This is a genomic window from Pleomorphomonas koreensis DSM 23070, assembly GCF_000425185.1.
In the GTDB taxonomy this organism is placed as follows: Bacteria; Pseudomonadota; Alphaproteobacteria; order Rhizobiales; family Pleomorphomonadaceae; genus Pleomorphomonas; species Pleomorphomonas koreensis.
Map to the genome: position 1 here is coordinate 48,392 of NZ_KE384327.1, position 17,634 is coordinate 66,025.

Genomic DNA, 17,634 nt, shown 5'->3' on the forward strand with positions numbered 1-17,634 from the left:
CCGACCGTTTCGTGATGACCGACGCCGTTTCCTCCCCCGCTTTCCGCCCGCGCCGGGCCATGGTGCTCGCCGCCGGCCGCGGCAAGCGCATGCGCCCGATCACCGCCACCACGCCGAAGCCGCTGGTGGAGGTGCTCGGCCGCAGCCTGATCGACCGGGTGTTCGACCGCCTGTCCGAGGCCGGCGTCGAGACGGCCGTCGTCAACGTCCACTATCTCGCCGACCTCGTGGAGATCCACGTCGGCAAGCGGCGCGACCTCGCCGTCGTCGTCTCCGACGAGCGCAACCTGCTGCTCGACACCGGCGGCGGCGTCGTCAAGGCGCTGCCGCAGCTCGGCGACGAGCCTTTCTACCACCTCAACTCCGATTCGATCTGGATCGAGGGCGTCTCCGCCAACCTGCCGGCGCTGGCCCGCGCCTGGGATGGCGACTGCATGGACGGCCTGTTGCTGCTCGCCCCCACCGTCGGCTCGGTCGGCTATTCCGGGGCTGGCGACTTCGAGATGTCCGGCGACGGCCGTCTGACGCGGCGGCGCGAGCGGACCGTCGCCCCCTTCGTCTACGCCGGCGTCGCCATCCTGAAGCCGCAGGCCTTCGCCGGCCGGCCGCTCGCTCCCTTCTCGCTCAACCGCGTCTTCGACGAGATGATCCTCGGCGGCCGCCTGCACGGCCTCCGCATGGAAGGCACCTGGCTGCACGTCGGCACGCCCGAGGCGATCGGACAGGCGGAGCGGACCATCCTGACATCGGCGGAGTAGGGCTGATGTCCGGGGGCGTCTTCACCATCCATCCCGGCGCACCCTTCCTCGCCACGCTCGCCGAGGCCCTCCTCGACGGCCGGCTGATCGCCGGCCGCACCTATCGCGACGATCCCTTCGCGCTGGCCGACGTCACCGTCTGCCTGCCGACCCGCCGGGCCGGCGTGGCGCTGCGTCAGGCTTTCCGCCGGGCCTCCGGCCGCGGCGCGACGGTGCTGCCGCGCATCCTCGCCATCTCCGACGTGCTCGAGGGCGACGACGACCTCGTGGCGCCGGAAGCGCTCGGCCTGCCACCGGTGATCGCCGCCGCCGAGCGGCGGCTGATGCTCGCCCGCCTCATCGGCCGCTGGCGCGAGCGGGTGGCCGGCGACCGGCTGCTGACGCCGTCCGGCGCGCCGATCGCCGTGCCGGGATCGCCGGCCGAAGCGCTCAACCTCGCCGCCGACCTCTTGGCCCTGCTCGATCAGGCCGAACTCGAGAGCGTCGACTGGCGGAAGCTCGACACGCTGGTGCCCGACGACTATGCCGCCTGGTGGCAGATGTCGCTGACCTTCCTGAAGATCGCCACCGAGGCGCTGCCGGCCGCCGTCGCCGAGCGCGGCGGCATCGGCGCCGGCGCCTTCCACCGGGCGATGGTCGAGGCCACCATCGCCCGCTGGCGCCGCCTTCGCCCACGCGGGCCGGTGATCGTCGCCGGGTCCACCGGCTCGGTGCCGGCCACCGCCGAGCTGATGGCCGCCGTGCTGGCGCTTCCCGAGGGCGCCGTGGTGCTGCCCGGCCTTGATCGCGACATCCCGCCCGACACGCTGGCCGCCAGCCTCATCGACGCCGCCCATCCCGAGCACACCATGAACCGGCTGCTGGCACGGCTCGGTATCAACCGCGACGACATCGGCGAACTCGGCGGGCCGCCGCCGGCGCTTCTCGCCCGCGCCGGCATCGTCCGGCGGGCGCTGGTGCCGGCCGAGGTCACCGACCGCTGGCCCGAGCACGCCGCGGCGCTCGACGCCGACGCCGGGGGCACCGGGGAAGCGCTCTCCGGCGTCGCCCTGACCGTCGCCGCCAACGAGGCCGAGGAGGCGCTGGCCGCCGCCATCGCGCTGCGCGAATGCCTGGAGCGGCCGGAGGCGCGGGCCATCCTGGTGACGCCCGACCGCACCATCATCCGCCGCGTCGTCGCCGAACTCGACCGCTTCGGCATCGAGGTCGAGGACACCGCCGGCCTGCCCTTGCCGCAGACGCCCTACGGCGCTCTGGCGCTCATCGCCACCGAAGCGGCGACCGAGAACTTCCCGGCGGTGAAGGTGGCGGCCATCCTCGGCCATCCGGAGGCGCGCTTCGGCCTGCCGCCGGCCAGGGTGCGGCCGGCCGGCCGGCTGATCGTCCGCAAGGTGCTGCGCGGGCCGCGCCTTTTCGGCGGCACGGCGGCGATCGCCGCCGCCCTCAGGACGCTGGACGGGGCATTCGGCCGGGCCGACGACGGCGACGACGGCCCCGCCCTCGACGAGGCGCGCCGGCTCGCCGACGCCTTCGACGCGGCCATGGCGCCGCTGGTCGCCGCGTCGGCGCTGCCGGCGACGACGCTCGGCGATTTTCTCGCCGCCCTCGCCGAGACGCTGGCCCGCCTGACGCGCCGTCCCGACGGCGAGACGGAAGATGAACCGACGCGGGCCGAGCGGCAGTTGCTGTCGGTGCTCGAACAGCACGCCCGGGCGCCCGACGCCGATCTGCCGCTCAGGGCCGCCGACTTCGCGCCGGTGCTGAAAGCGCTGATCGGCAACGTGCTGGTGCTGACGCCGGGCCGCCAGGCGCGCGTCACCGTCACCGGCCCGATCGAGGCGCGCCTGCTGCCGGCCGACCGGCTGGTGCTGGTCGGCCTCGACGAGGGCGTGTTCCCACCGGTCACCGACACCGGCCCCTGGCTGTCGCGGCCGATGCGGGCCGGCCTCGGCCTCAGTCCGCCGGAGGTGCGCATCGGCCTCTCCGCCCACGATTTCGCCCAGAGCCTCGGCGCCCCCGACGTGGTGCTGATCCGGGCGACCCGGCGCGGCGGCGCTCCCACCGTGCCGACCCGCTTCCTGCAACGCCTCGTCAGCCTCATCGGCCCGGCGCGCGCCGCGGCCATGACGGCGCGCGGCGACCGCTTCGTCGACTGGGCGCGACGGCTCGACGACCGGCCGCCCGAGCCGCGGACGCCGCGCCCCGTTCCGGCGCCGCCGCTCGACGCCCGGCCGCGCAAGCTGCCGGTCACCGACATCGAGACGCTGATCCGCGACCCCTATGCCATCTACGCCAAGCGCATCCTGAGGCTGCGGCCGCTCGACGGCCTCGGCGAGACGCCCGACTTCGGCACGCGCGGCACGCTCATCCACGACATCCTCGCCGATTTCGCCGGCAGCTGGCCCGGCCCGTGGGACGAGACGGCCGTCGCCGTCCTCGTCGAATTGGGCCGGACGCGCTTTGCCGAGGCACTGGCCGCCCATCCGGAGGTGCACGCCCTCTGGTGGCCGCGCTTCGTGGCGCTCGCCCGTTTCATCGTGCTCGACTTCGAGGCCAAGCGCGCGCCGCGCTCCCGCCACCCGGAGATCGAGGGCAGCCTTGCCCTTACCGACCGCTTCACGCTGACCGGCCGCGCCGACCGCATCGACATCGAGCCGGACGGCCGCGTCACGATCATCGACTTCAAGACCGGCCGGGCGCCGACGGCGGCGCAGATCGCCGCCCAGTTGACGCCGCAACTGCCGCTCGAAGCGGCGATCGCCCGCCACGGCGGCTTCGTGGCGCTCGACGGGCCGCGCGAGGCGGCCGAGCTGGTGCACGTGGTGCTGCGCGGCCTCGAGGGCCGCGACGAGGTCGAACGCTACGCCGGCCACGCGCCGCGCGGCGGCGATCCGGTCAGCCTCGAACAGACCATCGCCGAGGCGGAAGGCCGCCTGCGCGGCCTCGTCCGCGCCTATGCCGACCCGAGGCGCGGCTACCTGTCGCGCGCCCGCCCCTTCCGCCGCAGCGACCGGGGCGACTACGACCACCTCGCCCGCGTCAAGGAATGGAGCATCGAGGACGAGGGGGGGGACGAATGAAGATCCCGGCCGCCACCCGCGACGTCCAGAGGAAGGCCACCGACCCGCACGCCTCCGCCTTCGTGTCGGCCAACGCCGGCTCGGGCAAGACCTGGGTGCTGACGCGGCGGGTGATCCGCCTGCTGCTCAACGGCGTCGACCCCGGCCGCATCCTCTGCCTGACCTTCACCAAGGCGGCAGCGGCCGAAATGTCAGGCCGCGTCTTCGACGAACTCGGCCGCTGGGCCGGCCTTTCCGACACCGAGCTGGCGGCTGTGCTTTCCGACCTCGAGGGCAGCCCCGTGGCGCCCGAGCGCCTCGCCCCGGCCCGGCGGCTGTTCGCCCGGGCCATCGAGACGCCGGGCGGCCTGAAGATCCAGACCATCCACGCCTTCGCCGAGGCGCTGCTGCAACGCTTTCCCCTGGAGGCCAACCTCTCCGGCCGCTTCCGCGTGCTCGACGACGTCCGCGCCGCCGACCTCTACGCCGAGGCGCGGGCCGAGCTGCTCGCCGCCTGCGCCGCCCGGCCGGCCAGTCCGGAAGGGCTGGCGCTGGCCGAACTGGTCGCCACGGCCAGCGACGACGCCCTCGACCGGGCGCTGTCCGCCGTGGTCGCCGCCCGCGGCGAGCTGGTCGCCTTCTTCGACGGCTATCCGTCGATCGATGCGGCGCTCGCCGCCCTGCCGCAGGCGCTGGGCGCGCCGGCCGGCGCCAGCCGCGACAGTCTGCTCCAGGAGATGGCGGCGTCGCCGGATTTCTCCGGCCCGTTCCTGAGCCGGCTGATCGACGCGCTCGACGCCTCGACGTCGAAGTCCATGCCGCTGCTGGCCGGCGAATTCCGCGCCGCGCTGGCCGCCCCCGACGCCGAGGCGCGACGGCCGCTCTGGCGGGCGCTGTTCCTGACCGCCAGGGGCGAGCCGCGCAAGCGGCCGTTCACCAAGGACGTCACCGAGGCGCTGCCCGAGGCGATGGAGCGCTTCGAGCGCGAGGCGCAGCGTCTCAATGAGATCGAGCGGGCGCTGTCGGCCACCCTGTGGGGCACGCGCAGCGCCGCCCTGTTGCGTCTCGCCGACCGGCTGATCGGCATTTTCGAGGCGAAGAAGGCGCGGCTCGGCCTCCTCGACTTCGACGACCTGATCGAGCGGGCCGCCGCCCTGTTGTCGCGCTCCGACGCCGCCGGCTGGGTGCAATACAAGCTCGACGAGGGCCTCGACCACGTGCTGATCGACGAGGCGCAGGACACCTCGCCGCGCCAGTGGCAGATCGTCGAGGCACTGACCGGCGAGTTCACGGCCGGCGAGGGGGCGCGCGGCGGCCGACGCACCGTGTTCGCGGTCGGCGACGAGAAACAGTCGATCTATTCCTTCCAGGGGGCGGCGCCGCACCTGTTCGGCGAGACGCGGCGGACGCTCGGCGGCCGCCTCGCCGCCGCCCGCCTGCCGGTGCACGACCTCCGCCTCACCCTGTCCTTCCGCTCGACGGCGGCGGTGATCGGCGCCGTCGACGCCATTTTCCGCAATCCGGCCGCCCACGCGGGCCTGTCCACCGATGCCGGCCCCACCGTGCACGAGACGGTGCGCGGCCGCGAGCCCGGCCTCGTCGAACTGTGGCCGGCGGTCGGCAAGCTGCCGGCGCCGCCGCCCGGCAACTGGGAAGATCCGGTCGACACCACGGCCGCCGCCAGCCCGGCGGTACGCCTCGCCGGCCGCGTCGCCGAGGAGATCGCTAGCTGGCTGCGCGCCGGCACGCGCCTCGCCGCCACCGGTGCGCCGATCCGGCCCGGCGACATCCTGATCCTCGTCCGCAAGCGCGGCGTCTTCGTCGAGGCGGTCAACCGGGCGCTGAAGGCGCGCGGCGTGGCGGTGGCCGGCGCCGACCGGCTCGACGTCGCCCACCACATCGTCACCGAGGACCTGATCGCCGCCGCCCGCGTGGCGCTGATGCCCGAGGACGACCTGACGCTGGCCACCGTGGCGAAATCGCCTTTGGTCGGCCTCACGGAGGAGGCGCTGTTCCGCCTCGCCCACGACCGGCCGGGCCTGCTGTGGGATGCCGTCAAGCGTCAGGCCGATGCCGGCGACACCGACGCCGAGCGCCTGCGGTCGATCGTCGCCGTCTGGATGGCGCGCGCCGATCGCGGCGAGCCCTTCGTCTTCCTCTCCCGCCTGGTCGGGCCGGACGGCGGCCGCGCCGCCTATCGCGCCCGCTTCGGCCGCGAGGCCGACGAGGTGATCGACGAGCTGCTGTCGCTGGCGCTCGCCTACGAGGGCGAGGAGGCGGCCGGCCTCAACGGCTTCGTCGACCGCCTCGCCAAGGGGGGCGAGCTGATCCGCCGCGAACTCGACGCCGAGCGCGACGAGGTGCGCGTCATGACGGTGCATGGCTCCAAGGGTCTGGAGGCACCGATCGTCTTCCTGATCGATCCCGGCGACAAACCGGGCAGCGAGAAGAACCTGCCCGACGTGCTGACGCTCGGCGACGGGCCGCATCCGCCGCTGGTCTGGCGGCAGGGCGGCGCCTTCCGGCCGGCGCCGGTGGAACAGGCGGCCGGCGTCTTCGTCGCCGCCGAGGAGGAGGAATACCGGCGCCTGCTCTACGTCGGCCTGACGCGTGCCCGCGACCGGCTGATCGTCGCCGGTCTGGCCGGCGCCGACGAGGGCGCCGACCGCCGCTGGCACGGCCTGGTGCTGACGGCGCTCGGCAGCACGGCCGAGACGGTGAAGGACGATGACGGCAGCATCATTGCCTGGCGCTGGCGTGCCGAGGGCGAGGAACCGCCGGCGTCGCCCGTCGCCGCCGCCGAGGCTGCCGGCGTACCGGCGCCGCTGCCGGCCTGGCTGACCGCACCCTTGGCGACAACCGCTGCCGAAGCCGGGCCGGTCTCGCCGTCACGGGCCGGCACGGTCGGCGCCGCCGCCTTCGATCCGGCGGCGGCGGCGCGCGGCACGGCGCTGCACCGCCTGTTCGAGCTACTGCCGGAGATCGCGCCGGAGGAGCGCGCCGCCGCGGCGCGCGGCTATCTCGCCCGCGCCCTGTCCCAATTCTCCGACGCGGAGCGGACGACGCTCGCCGATGGCGTCGTCGCCCTCCTCGCCCGGCCCGACCTCGCGCCGCTGTTCTCGCCGGCCGCCCGCGCCGAGGCGGCGATCGCCGGCCGCCTGACGACGCCGGCGGGGCGGACGGTCACCGTGGCCGGCAGCGTCGACCGGCTGCTGGTTGGCGACGACTCCGTGACGGTGGTCGACTACAAGACGGCGGCGCGGCCGCCGCGCGCCGTGCCGGAGCGCTACCTGCTGCAACTCGCCCTCTACCGGGCGGTGCTTGCCGATCTCTGGCCCGACCGGCCGGTGCGCGCCGCCATCCTGTGGACGGCGACGCCGAGGCTCGACGAGATCGCGCCGGGGGCGCTCGACGCGGCGCTTTCCGCCTATCTTCACGCCGTCGATGCCGGCTCCGAGCCCGGCGATCACGAAAGCTGGATCGACGGCGATGCCGGCGCGGCTTGACGGTCGCAGGTCGGCTCCTTAGCTTTCGGGCAACGGCGACGCCGACTCACGGCGTCGCGTTCTGCTCGTGAGGTTCGCCATGTCGACCAAGAAAGTCACCGATCAGTCGTTTCCCGCCGACGTGCTCGCCTCGTCGACGCCCGTCCTCGTCGATTTCTGGGCCGAGTGGTGCGGCCCCTGCCGGATGATCGCCCCGGCGCTCGACGAGATCGCCAGCGAACTCGACGGCAAGATCACCATCGCCAAGCTGAACATCGACGAAAACGGCAACACGGCGATGAAATACGGCGTCCGCTCGATCCCGACGCTGATCATCTTCAAGGACGGCCAGCCGGCCGCCATGAAGGTCGGCGCCGCCCCCAAGAGCGACCTTTCCAACTGGATCAAGGCCGCCATCTGACAGGGCGCTCTTTCTCGGACAACGCAAAGCCCCGGCTCCCTCACGGGAAGCCGGGGCTTTTTCCGTTCTGAAAGACGTGGCTCAGCCGGCCGACCGTTGCTCGCCGACCCACTCGAAGATGTCCTCGGGCTTGCAGGCGCAGCCGCAGGAGCCGGCCTTGGCGCAGGCGGCACCGGCCGGCAGCGGCCGCGCCTTGCCCTTGCCGACCCAGAGGTCGAGGACGGCGCGGGCGGCGTCCTCGCTGGCGTCGAAATGCAGCGCGACGTCGGTGAGCGAGGCGCTGCCGCGCTCCCTCAGATAATCGCGCACTCCGGATGGCGTCATCATGCGGCTCACTCCGCCGGCTGGGCGGCAAGCCGGCGGCCGTGCGCCCGGCCGGCCATCCACATCAGCGTCACCGACCCCGCGAAGATCACCGCGGCGGCGATCAGCCAGCGGGCCGAGCTGGCCGGGTGGGCGGCGAAGGTGGCCGCCTGATAGAAGGACACGGCGGCGAGATAGCCGATCACCGTCGTCCAGACGGCGGCGAAGGCCGTCCACTTGCCGCCGATCTCGTGGCGCATGGCGCCGAGGGCGGCGACGCAGGGCGTGTAGAGCAGGATCAGCAGCATATAGGCGAAGGCGGCGGCGGGGCCGCCGAAATGCGCCTGCATGGCGCCGAACACCGAGCCGTCCACTTCCAGCTTCTCGGCGGCGGCGGTGCTGTCGTCGACATAGCCGACGTCGATGCCGAGCGGATCGGCGACGCTGCCGCCGAGCGCGGCGAGGTTCTCCGGGATGGTGGCCAGCGCCCCGATCAGCTTGTCGCCGAGGCCGACGGCTTCTTCCTCCCCGCCGGCCGGCGTCGCGGCCGCTTCGCCGCCCACCTGTTCGTAGAGGGCGTTGAGCGTGCCGATCACCGCTTCCTTGGCGAAGATGCCGGTAAACAGGCCGACGGCGGCCGGCCAGTTGTCCTCGGTGACGCCGAGCGGCTCGAACACCGGCACCAGCTCGCGGCTCATCGCCGACAGCACGCTGTCGCGGCCGTTGTCGCGGCCGACGCTGCCGTCGGTGCCGATGGCCGACAGGAAGGACAGCACCATGACGATCGGCACGATCACCTGGCCGGCCCGCAGGATGAACTCCCGAAGGCGCTGCCAGGCCTGGACGACCACCGTGCGGACGGTGGGGATGTGGTAGGGTGGCAGCTCCATGACGAAGCGGGTCGGCTCGCCGTCGAGCAGCGTCGACTTCAGCACGAGGCCGGTCAGCACGGCGAAGGCGAGGCCGACGATATAGAGGCCGAACACGATGTTCTGGCCGCTCACCGGGAAGAAGGCGGCGGCGAACAGCGCGAACACCGGCAGGCGGGCGCCGCAGGACATGAAGGGCGCCATCAGCGAGGTCATCACGCGGTCGCGCCGGCTTTCGAGGGTGCGCGTCGCCATGATGGCCGGCACGTTGCAGCCGAAGCCGACGATCAGCGGCACGAAGGACTTGCCGGGCAGGCCGATCGCCCGCATGGCGCGGTCCATGACGAAGGCGGCGCGGGCCATGTAGCCCGAATCTTCGAGGAAGGACAGGAACAGGAACAGGCAGGCGATGATCGGCACGAAGGTCGACACCGTCTGGATGCCCGAGCCGAAGCCGACCAGCGCCGCCTCGATGATCGGCGGCGTGCCGATGGCGGCGAGCAGCGCGCCGAAGCCGTCGACGAACACGGCGCCGAAAGCCTGATCGAAGAAATCGATGAAGGCGCCGCCCACCGAGATGGTGAACAGGAACATCAGGTACATGGCGAACAGGAAGATCGGCACGCCGAGCAGGCGGTTAAGCACCACGGCGTCGATCATCTGCGACAGCGGCGCGGCGAGCCGGCCGGTGTGGCGATGGCTCGCGGCCATCAGTTCGCCGACGAAGCGGTAGCGGCCGTCGGCGATGACGATGTCGGTGTCCTCGCCGGTCGCCTCCTCGACAGCCCGGCGGGCTTTGACGGCGTCGGCGACGAGCGCCGGACCGGCGAGGCTTTCCGCCAGAGTGTCGCCCTCGATCAGCTTCAGCGCCAGCCATTCGGCATCGGCGCCGGCACCACGGGCGGCGTCGGCAAGGCGCGGCGCCAGCGCCTCGACGGCGGCGGCGACGGCCGGATCGAGGGCCGGACGGTCGATCGGCCGGCAGTGGTGCGCGGCCGCCTCGACGATCGCCGACTTCAGCGCCTCGCGGCCGGCGGAGCGGTTGGCCACCGTCGGCACCACCGGGCAGCCGAGCCGCGCCGACAGCGCGGCGACGTCGATCTCGACGCCGGCCGCCTTGGCCATGTCCATCATGTTGAGGACCACCAGCATCGGCACGCCGAGTTCGATCAATTGGGTGGTCAGGTAGAGGTTGCGCTCGAGGTTGGAGGCGTCGACGATGTTGAGGACCAGATCGGCCTCGCCGGACAGCACGAAGTCGCGGGCGACGCGCTCGTCCTGCGAGCCGGCGTCGGCGCTGCCGATCAGGTAGACGCCGGGCAGGTCGACGAGATCGACCGGCCGGCCGGCATGGACGAAGTGGCCGACCCGCTTCTCGACGGTGACGCCCGGCCAGTTGCCGACCTTCTGCGTCGCGCCGGTCAGGGCGTTGAACAGCGTCGACTTGCCGCAGTTGGGATTGCCGGCGACGGCGACGACGAGAGGTTTCCGCCCGGCCATCATACGGCCTCCAGTTCCAGGATGGCCGCCTCGGCCTTGCGCAAGGTCAGCGTGAAGTTGCGGATGGAGATCTCGATCGGGTCGCCGAGCGGCGCCTTGCGGCGCAGCTCGAACACCGAGCCCGGCGTCAGCCCCATGGCAAGCAGGCGCTGGCGGTAGCCGCGGTCGCCGGCCGTGAGGCCGGTGACGCGGGCGCTGTCGCCCGGCTTCATGGTCTCGATCGAAACACCCATCCTCAGGCACTCCCGGAATCCGCCGCGCCTGGAAACCGAACCGGCCAGCGGCACCGATACTGCAACTCACTTTCAATCGTATAGGGCGGACCGGTGATGCACCTCAATTCGTATTCGACCTTAGTCTCATCGACAGCGTAAAGAAGCCGGCGGCCAGCGGCGCTGCAAACCCGCGCCGGCCGCCGGAAGATCTGTCAGTAGAAGGCGTCGACGACTGGCCACAGGGCCGGCCCGACACCGCTCCCGGCGTATCTCCCTGAGACGAATGCAGCATGGAAAGCGGAACCGCTTCGGATTAAACTTATCTTGAAAGGTGAACTTTACGTTCCGTCGGGATCGGGCAGGCCGCCGCCGCGCCGGGCGCAAGAGATAAACCGATTAATCGGCCGACGAATACTGTCCTTTCCTTGCCGGCCGCCGGCGATAGTTTCCGGTGACGGCGGCCGCGGAGGCGGCTCCGGCGCGCTGCCGCGACAAGCGTTTGTCGGAATTCCTCATTTCGGAGCAGCGGGTTGTCCGGGAAGCCGGCGGCAGGCAACGCGACCCTGGCAGGGACGGTGCCCTGCAAAAAACGCATAGCAGTAAAACCTTCGCAGTTCCACTTAGTCCACGGGCGATTACTTACGACAAACTTCTGCCGCGCCTCTATAACGGCAGAAGGGTCTATCGGTAACAACACTGAAACCCAAGTAAGTTTCGTATAGTTTTGACCGAAATCAAGGTCAGAACTCCATCGGCAGCTGAACATCGGCGTATCGTCGCCCGAACTCCGGCCAGTGACTGATCGGACGGAGCGGGCAGAAGCAGCAGATGCAGCAGGACGGATGCAGCAAATGAGCGCGAAATATCCAGGTCTATCCACGGTCATCAACGGCAACGGCGCCGTAGCCCACGTCATGGGTCACGTCTGCGGCGGCGTCATCGGCTACCCGATCACCCCCTCGACCGAGATTTCTGAAATCTACGAGAGCTTCCGCGCCGGCGGCGGCTGCAACGTCTGGGGTCGCCATCCCTTCTTCTATGAGCCGGAAGGCGAGCATTCGGCCCAGTCGGGCGCCCTCGGCGCCGCGCTGACCGGTGGCAAGTTCATTTCCAACGCCTCGTCGTCGCAGGGCATCCTCTACGGCCTCGAGTCGCATTACGTGACGGTCGGCAAGAAGGCCGGCGGTTTCGTGCTGCAGGTGGCCGCCCGCGTGGTGTCCAAGCATTCGCTCAACGTCATGGCCGGCCATGACGACGTCTACTCGCTGCTGCCGACCGGCTACACCATCCTGTTCGGCGCCAACCCGCAGGAAGCGGCCGACCTCGCCGCCATCTCCTACAAGGTATCGGCGCTGTCGCTGGTGCCGGTCGCCAACGCCATGGACGGATTTGCCACCTCGCACATGCTGTCCGAGGCCAAGATGCCCGAGCCGGCGCTGCTCAAGGAATTCCTCGGCGATCCCACCGGCCGCATCAAGTGCCCGACCGTCGCCCAGGAGATCCTGTTCGGCGCCAAGGGCCGCGCCTACCAGCTGCGCCAGTGGCTCGTGCGCCGCAAGGACGCCTTCACCGCCGCCGCCACCGCCAGCCTCAAGGGCTACATCGACGCCAACGAGGCGGCCATTGAGGCCGACAACGACGGCAAGCTGATCGACACCGCCGCCCAGTGGGTGCCGGCCGATCTCAAGGCCCAGTTCAAGCGCCAGTGGCTGAACGCCTGGGAGAAGGGCACCCGCCAGATGGTGCCGGCTCTCGTCGACATCCACAACCCCGGCCTGACCGGCGGCGTGCAGAACCAGCCCGACTTCCAGTCCGGCGCCGCCGACCATCGCACCCACTTCGTGGTGGACGTGCCGAAGTTCGTCAAAGAGGCGATGGACGAGTATGGCGAGCTGACCGGCCGCCACTATTCGCCGATCATGACCTACAAGACCGAGGACGCCGACTACGTGATGATCGGCCTCGGTTCGGTCACCGACGACGTCGAGGCGGTGGTCGACTACCTGCGCTCCAAGGGCCGCAAGGTCGGCTCGATCGCCGTCAAGCTGCTGCAGCCGTTCCCCGAGGCCGAGCTGATCGCCGCCATCGCCGGCAAGAAGGCCGTCACCGTGCTCGAGCGCTCGGACGACACGGCGCTGACCGCCTTCGTCACCCAGGCGCTGTTCAAGGCCCGCGAGAACGCCGACGGCGGCCGCCATGAAGGCATCCCGGCCATCGACAGCCTGCCCAAGGTCACCACGGCCATCTTCGGCCTCGGCGGCCACGACCTGCAGTCGCGCCACATCGTCGCCGCCTTCGACAACATGGAAGCGGCCCGCAACAACCCGTTCGTCTATCTCGGCTCGCAGTTCTTCTCCAAGAACCCGAACGCCCGCATGAGCGAAGTCCAGGCCAAGCTCAAGGCGGCCTATCCGCAGACCGAGTTCATGGCGCTGGAGACCGGCGAGAACCCGCGCCTCTTGCCCGACGACGCCTTCCGCGTCCGCTTCCACTCGGTGGGCGGCTACGGCACCATCGCCACCGGCAAGCTCCTGACCGACATCCTGGCCGGCGCCCTCGGCCTCTACTCCAAGGCCGCCCCCAAGTACGGCTCGGAGAAGTCCGGCGCGCCGACCAACTACTACATCACCCTGTCGCCGGAGCCGGTGAAGATCACCAACGCCGAGATCGAGGACGTCGAGATCGTCATCTCGCCGGACCACAAGGTGTTCGCCCACTCCAACCCGCTGCGCGGCCTCGCCAAGGGCGGCACCTTCATCCTGCAGTCGTCGAAGACGCCGCTCGAAGCCTGGCTCGACCTGCCGGCCTCGGCCCGCAAGACGATCCGCGACAAGGAGATCAAGTTCCTGGTGGTCGACGCCTTCGCCGTCGCCAGCAAGAACGCGCCGTCGCCTGAGCTTGCCACCCGCATGATGGGCATCGCCTTCATCGGTGCCCTGTGCGGCCATGAGAAGCGCATCACCGCCGGCGCCGACCGCGCCGCCATCCTGGAGAAGGTGCGCCAGCAGATCTCCAAGAAGTTCGGCGCCAAGGGCGACGCCATCGTCGCCGGCAACATGGCGGTGATCGCCGAGGGTGCCGAGGCGACCCAGGCCGTCCCCTACAACGACGAAGCCTACAAGGCCGCCGAGGCCAACGCCCCGGTGACGCAGGCCCGTTCGGTGGCGATCTCCGCCTCGATCTGCAACCTCGACGCCAACTCGCCGGCCGGCGTCTTCGACGCCGACTATTACGAGGAAATGCTGGCCGGTCCGTTCCGCGACGGCACCATCGGCGAATCGCCGGTCCTGCCGGGCACCGGCATGTTCATGCCGGCCGGTTCCGCCGCCATGAAGGACAAGGGCCTGTTCCGTCGTCAGGTGCCGGTGTTCGACGCCGACAAGTGCACGGCCTGCCTCGAATGCACGCTGGTCTGCCCCGACGCCGCCATGCCGTCGACGGTGCACGAGATCGACGATCTCGTCGCCACCGCCGCCCGGCAGATCGACGTCGTCGAAGCCCGCCGCGCCGAGATCGCCGACAAGGTGCCGGCCATCGCCGCCGCCATCCGCGAGGTCTACAAGTCTCAGCCGAAGGCTCGCGCCTTCCATGAGGTGTTCGCCCAGGTGGCGCCCGGCATTGCCGCCGGCGATGCCTCGCTCGCCCTCGACTTCGACAAGATGACCAGCGTGCTGGCCAACTTCCCGGTGGCGCGTACCCGCCTGTTCTTCGACCAGACGGAAAAGAAGGCGCCGGGCACCGGCGGCCTCTACTCGGTCGGCCTCGACCCGTGGAAGTGCTCGGGCTGCCTCGAGTGCACCACGGTCTGCGGCTCCGACGCCCTGGTCCAGACCGAGCAGGACGACGCGCTCCTGGAGACGCTGCAGGCCCGCTTCGAGTTCCTGACCAAGACGGCCAACACGCCGGCTCGCTTCACCGAGCAGCTGACCGGCGCCAACGCCAAGCGTCTGGTCCTCGACCGCGACAACTACTATGCCATGACCGGTGGTCACGGCGGTTGCCGCGGCTGCGGCGAGGTGACGGCGCTGCGCCTGATCATGGCGGCGAACAACGCCCTGCAGGGCCGTGCCCGCAAGGAGCACATCGCCGAGGTGGAGGTGCTGGTCGCCAAGCTGGAGGACAAGCTCGCCACGGTGACCGACGAGGCGCGGATCGCCCGCATCAAGTCGTCGCTCGAGACGATCAATCACCACCTCTTCCTGCTGGAGAGCGGCCCGACGGGCGAAGGCCCGGCGGCGGCGGTGATCGCCAACTCGACCGGCTGCTCGTCGGTCTACTCGTCGACCTTCCCCTACAACCCCTACCGCGATCCGTGGGTGAACAGCCTGTTCCAGGATGCTCCCGCGCTCGCCAAGGGCATCTACGAGGGCATCGCGGCCGACGTGCTCGTCAACTTCCGGGCCATGCGCATCGCCGAGCTGGAGCTCGCCGACCAGTATGATCCGGCGGTGCACGACAAGGCGTTCCGCACCTTCGGCTGGGAGCAGTTCAGCGAAACCGAACTCGGCCGCCTGCCGACCGTGTTCTCGATCGGCGGCGACGGCGCCACCTACGACATCGGCTTCGGCGCGCTGTCGCGGCTCCTGTCGACCAAGACGCCGATCAAGGTGATCGTGGTCAACACCGGCGTCTACTCCAACACCGGCGGCCAGGCCTCGACCTCCTCGCTGATCGGCCAGGACTCCGACCTCGCCCGCTATGGCGCGGCGCATGCCGGCAAGACCGAGAACCGCAAGGAACTCGGCCTGATCGCCGCCTTCCATCCGGCGGTGATGGTGGTGCAGACCGCCACCTCGATCCAGGGTCACTTCCTGAAGAACGTCCTCTCCGCCCTGTCGCGGACGACGTCGCCGGCCATCATCGACGTCTACACGCCCTGCCAGGGCGAGCAGGGCATCGGTGACGACGTGTCGAGCGAGCATGCCCGCCTCGCCGTCGAGAGCCGCACCAGCCCGGTCTACGTCCACAATCCGGACGGCGGCTCGGTGCTGAAGGAGCGCTTCTCGCTGGACGGCAACCCCGACGTCGATCAGGACTGGACGACCCTCGTCCTGACCTACAAGGACGCCGACGGCAACGAGCAGACCAAGGAAGTGCCGCTCACCCCGGCTCACTTCGCCCACCAGGAAGGTCGCTTCAAGAAGCAGTTCACCGGCAAGCCGCTTGCCGATGACGTCAACAACGCCGTGTCGATCGACGAGTTCATCAACCTCAGCGAAGAGGACCGGATCGGCAAGATCCCGTTCATCTGGGAAGTCAAGAAGGGCAAGCTGATCCGCTTCCCGGTGCCGGCCCAGATCGTTCGCCTGGTCGAGGAACGCCGCCGCTTCTGGCGCACGCTGCAGAATCTGGCCGGCATCGATGCCGCCAAGCTCGACGAGGCCCATCAGGCCGAACTTGAGAGCCTGCAGGGCCGCTACGACGAGGCGCTCGCCGAGATCGAGGCGCTGAAGGGCGCCGCGACCAACGCCGCCGAGTAATCGGCGCGTCGGCAACACCCATCGAGGCCGCCGGGCAACCGGCGGCCTTTTTCTTTGCCGCGCCGCCAAAAGAAAAAGGCGCCCCGAGGGGCGCCTTCGGCATATCCGGAAGGCGAAGGATCAGCCGACGAAGGCGCGCTCGACGACGAAGGTGTTGGGGGCGTTGTTGGCGCCCTCGACGAGGCCGAAGCGCTCCAGCCGGTCCTTGGTGTCCTTGATCATCGCCATCGAGCCGCAGATCATCGCCCGGTCGATGGCCGGATCGAACGGCGCCACGCCGAGGTCGGCGAACAGCTTGCCCGAATCGATCAGGTCGGTGACGCGGCCCTGACGCGGATAGGGCTCGCGCGTCGCCGAATCGTAGAGACGCAGCTTGCCGGCGGCGATCTCGCCGAGGAACTCGTGGTTCACCACCTCGTCGTAGAGTTCGCGGGCGTAGGCCAGCTCGGCCACCTCGCGGCAGGTCTGGACGAGGATCACCTCGTCGAACTTCTCGTAGACATCGGGGTCGCGGACGAGGCTGGCGAACGGCGCCACGCCGGTGCCGGTGGACAGCAGATAAAGCCGCTTGCCGGGCAACAGCGCGTCGATCACCAGCGTGCCCGTCGGCTTCTTGCGCATCAGGATGGTGTCGCCGACCTTGACCTTCTGCAGGTATTCGGTGAGCGGACCGCCCGGCACCTTGATCGAGAAGAACTCCAGCTCGTCGTCCCAGGCGGGGCTGGCCACCGAGTAGGCGCGGAACACCGGCCGCTCGGCATTGGGCAGGCCGATCATCACGAATTCGCCGGAGCGGAAGCGGAAGCTCTGCGGCCGCGTGGTGCGGAAGCGGAACAGCCGATCGGTGTAGTGCCGGACCTCGGTCACCGTCTCGGCAAACACATTGTCGGGGATCGGGAAGGTGGCGCCCCCGGCGGCGGTCGCAGCGTTCGACGTGTAGGCGTTCAAAGTCGGCTTCCTTCGAATGCAGGCCCGGCCGGAGGCGGAGGATCAACGTCGGAAAGACACGGCCGCGAGCGGGCGTTGATAACACCCGCCTCTCCTCTAAATGAAGCAAAGGCGTTGCGAATTCCAGTCATTCGCAAGAAAAATCCGCCCGTGACAGCCGGCAAAGCTGCATGGCTGGATTGCGGGCGGCCTCTCAGCGCAGCGCGGCGGCGCCGGAGCGGGCGGCGCGGGCCGGCTTGGCCGTCTCGGGAGCTTCCCCGGCGGCGCCGGCGGCCGGCGACAGACCGATGCGCACCGACATGGCGGCGAAGGCGGCCAGCTCGAAGGCGGTGACTGCCAGCACGACCGACAGGGCGACCTGCCAGCCCGGCAGCGCCAGGGAGACGGCGCCGACGCCGGCGGCGGCGGCCACCAGGGCGGCCAGCAGCGTCAGGGCCAGGAGGCGTACCCTGACGCCGGCCACGAACCCCACCAGTCCCGACATCGCGACGATGAACAGCATGGCCCTTCTCCGGACAAATCCCGATGGCCGGACTATGGCAGGCTGCCCTTAGGACTTTCTTAAAAAAGGTGGTCGGTTTTGATCGAATGTGCCG

10 protein-coding genes are annotated in these 17,634 nt (G+C 70.5%); 5 read left to right on the forward strand and 5 right to left on the reverse strand.

What is annotated here, in order from left to right; all coding sequences use genetic code 11:
- Nucleotides 1-14: 14 nt before the first annotated feature.
- The 4 genes from H512_RS0120335 to trxA all read left to right on the forward strand — a co-directional run bounded on the left by H512_RS0120335 (nt 15) and on the right by trxA (nt 7,723).
- Nucleotides 15-758, forward strand: coding sequence for a nucleotidyltransferase family protein (locus H512_RS0120335; RefSeq protein ID WP_026784955.1), 744 nt, complete (start codon nt 15-17; stop codon nt 756-758).
- A gap of 5 nt (nt 759-763) precedes the next feature.
- Entirely contained in the window at nt 764-3,838 is a 3,075-nt protein-coding gene (gene addB, locus H512_RS0120340) for a double-strand break repair protein AddB (protein WP_026784956.1), read from the forward strand.
- Nucleotides 3,835-7,323 carry a double-strand break repair helicase AddA gene (gene addA / locus H512_RS25295; RefSeq protein WP_036793062.1) on the forward strand — a complete coding sequence of 1,163 codons (3,489 nt, stop codon included), beginning with the start codon at nt 3,835-3,837 and terminating at the stop codon, nt 7,321-7,323. Before addB ends, addA begins: the two co-directional genes overlap by 4 nt.
- A 79-nt stretch (nt 7,324-7,402) precedes the next feature.
- Nucleotides 7,403-7,723 (forward strand): thioredoxin TrxA, encoded by a 321-nt coding sequence (gene trxA, locus H512_RS0120350; RefSeq protein ID WP_026784957.1) that lies wholly within the window; start codon nt 7,403-7,405, stop codon nt 7,721-7,723.
- Between the two features lie 81 nt (nt 7,724-7,804).
- On the opposite strand, the gene H512_RS0120355 is transcribed toward trxA, so the two are convergent.
- The 3 genes from H512_RS0120355 to H512_RS0120365 are packed head-to-tail and all read right to left on the reverse strand — an operon-like array spanning nt 7,805 to nt 10,628.
- A complete protein-coding gene (locus H512_RS0120355) occupies nt 7,805-8,050 on the reverse strand; it encodes a FeoC-like transcriptional regulator (protein ID WP_210162733.1) in 246 nt (81 codons plus the stop codon).
- Nucleotides 8,051-8,055: 5 nt separating this feature from the next.
- Nucleotides 8,056-10,398 carry a Fe(2+) transporter permease subunit FeoB gene (feoB, locus tag H512_RS0120360; RefSeq protein WP_245585469.1) on the reverse strand — a complete coding sequence of 781 codons (2,343 nt, stop codon included), beginning with the start codon at nt 10,396-10,398 and terminating at the stop codon, nt 8,056-8,058.
- Nucleotides 10,395-10,628: a FeoA family protein gene (locus tag H512_RS0120365; RefSeq protein WP_026784960.1), complete on the reverse strand. Its 234-nt coding sequence runs from the start codon at nt 10,626-10,628 to the stop codon at nt 10,395-10,397. Before H512_RS0120365 ends, feoB begins: the two co-directional genes overlap by 4 nt.
- A gap of 833 nt (nt 10,629-11,461) precedes the next feature.
- Here H512_RS0120365 and H512_RS25300 point away from each other — a divergent pair.
- Complete coding sequence (locus tag H512_RS25300) at nt 11,462-16,090, forward strand: 2-oxoacid:acceptor oxidoreductase family protein (RefSeq protein ID WP_036793120.1); 4,629 nt, start codon at nt 11,462-11,464, stop codon at nt 16,088-16,090.
- A gap of 120 nt (nt 16,091-16,210) precedes the next feature.
- Here H512_RS25300 and H512_RS0120375 read toward each other — a convergent pair whose 3' ends face one another.
- Nucleotides 16,211-17,038 carry a ferredoxin--NADP reductase gene (locus H512_RS0120375; protein WP_026784961.1) on the reverse strand — a complete coding sequence of 276 codons (828 nt, stop codon included), beginning with the start codon at nt 17,036-17,038 and terminating at the stop codon, nt 16,211-16,213.
- A 193-nt stretch (nt 17,039-17,231) separates the two neighbouring features.
- Nucleotides 17,232-17,540 (reverse strand): hypothetical protein, encoded by a 309-nt coding sequence (locus tag H512_RS0120380; protein WP_026784962.1) that lies wholly within the window; start codon nt 17,538-17,540, stop codon nt 17,232-17,234.
- Between the last annotated feature and the right edge of the window lie 94 nt (nt 17,541-17,634).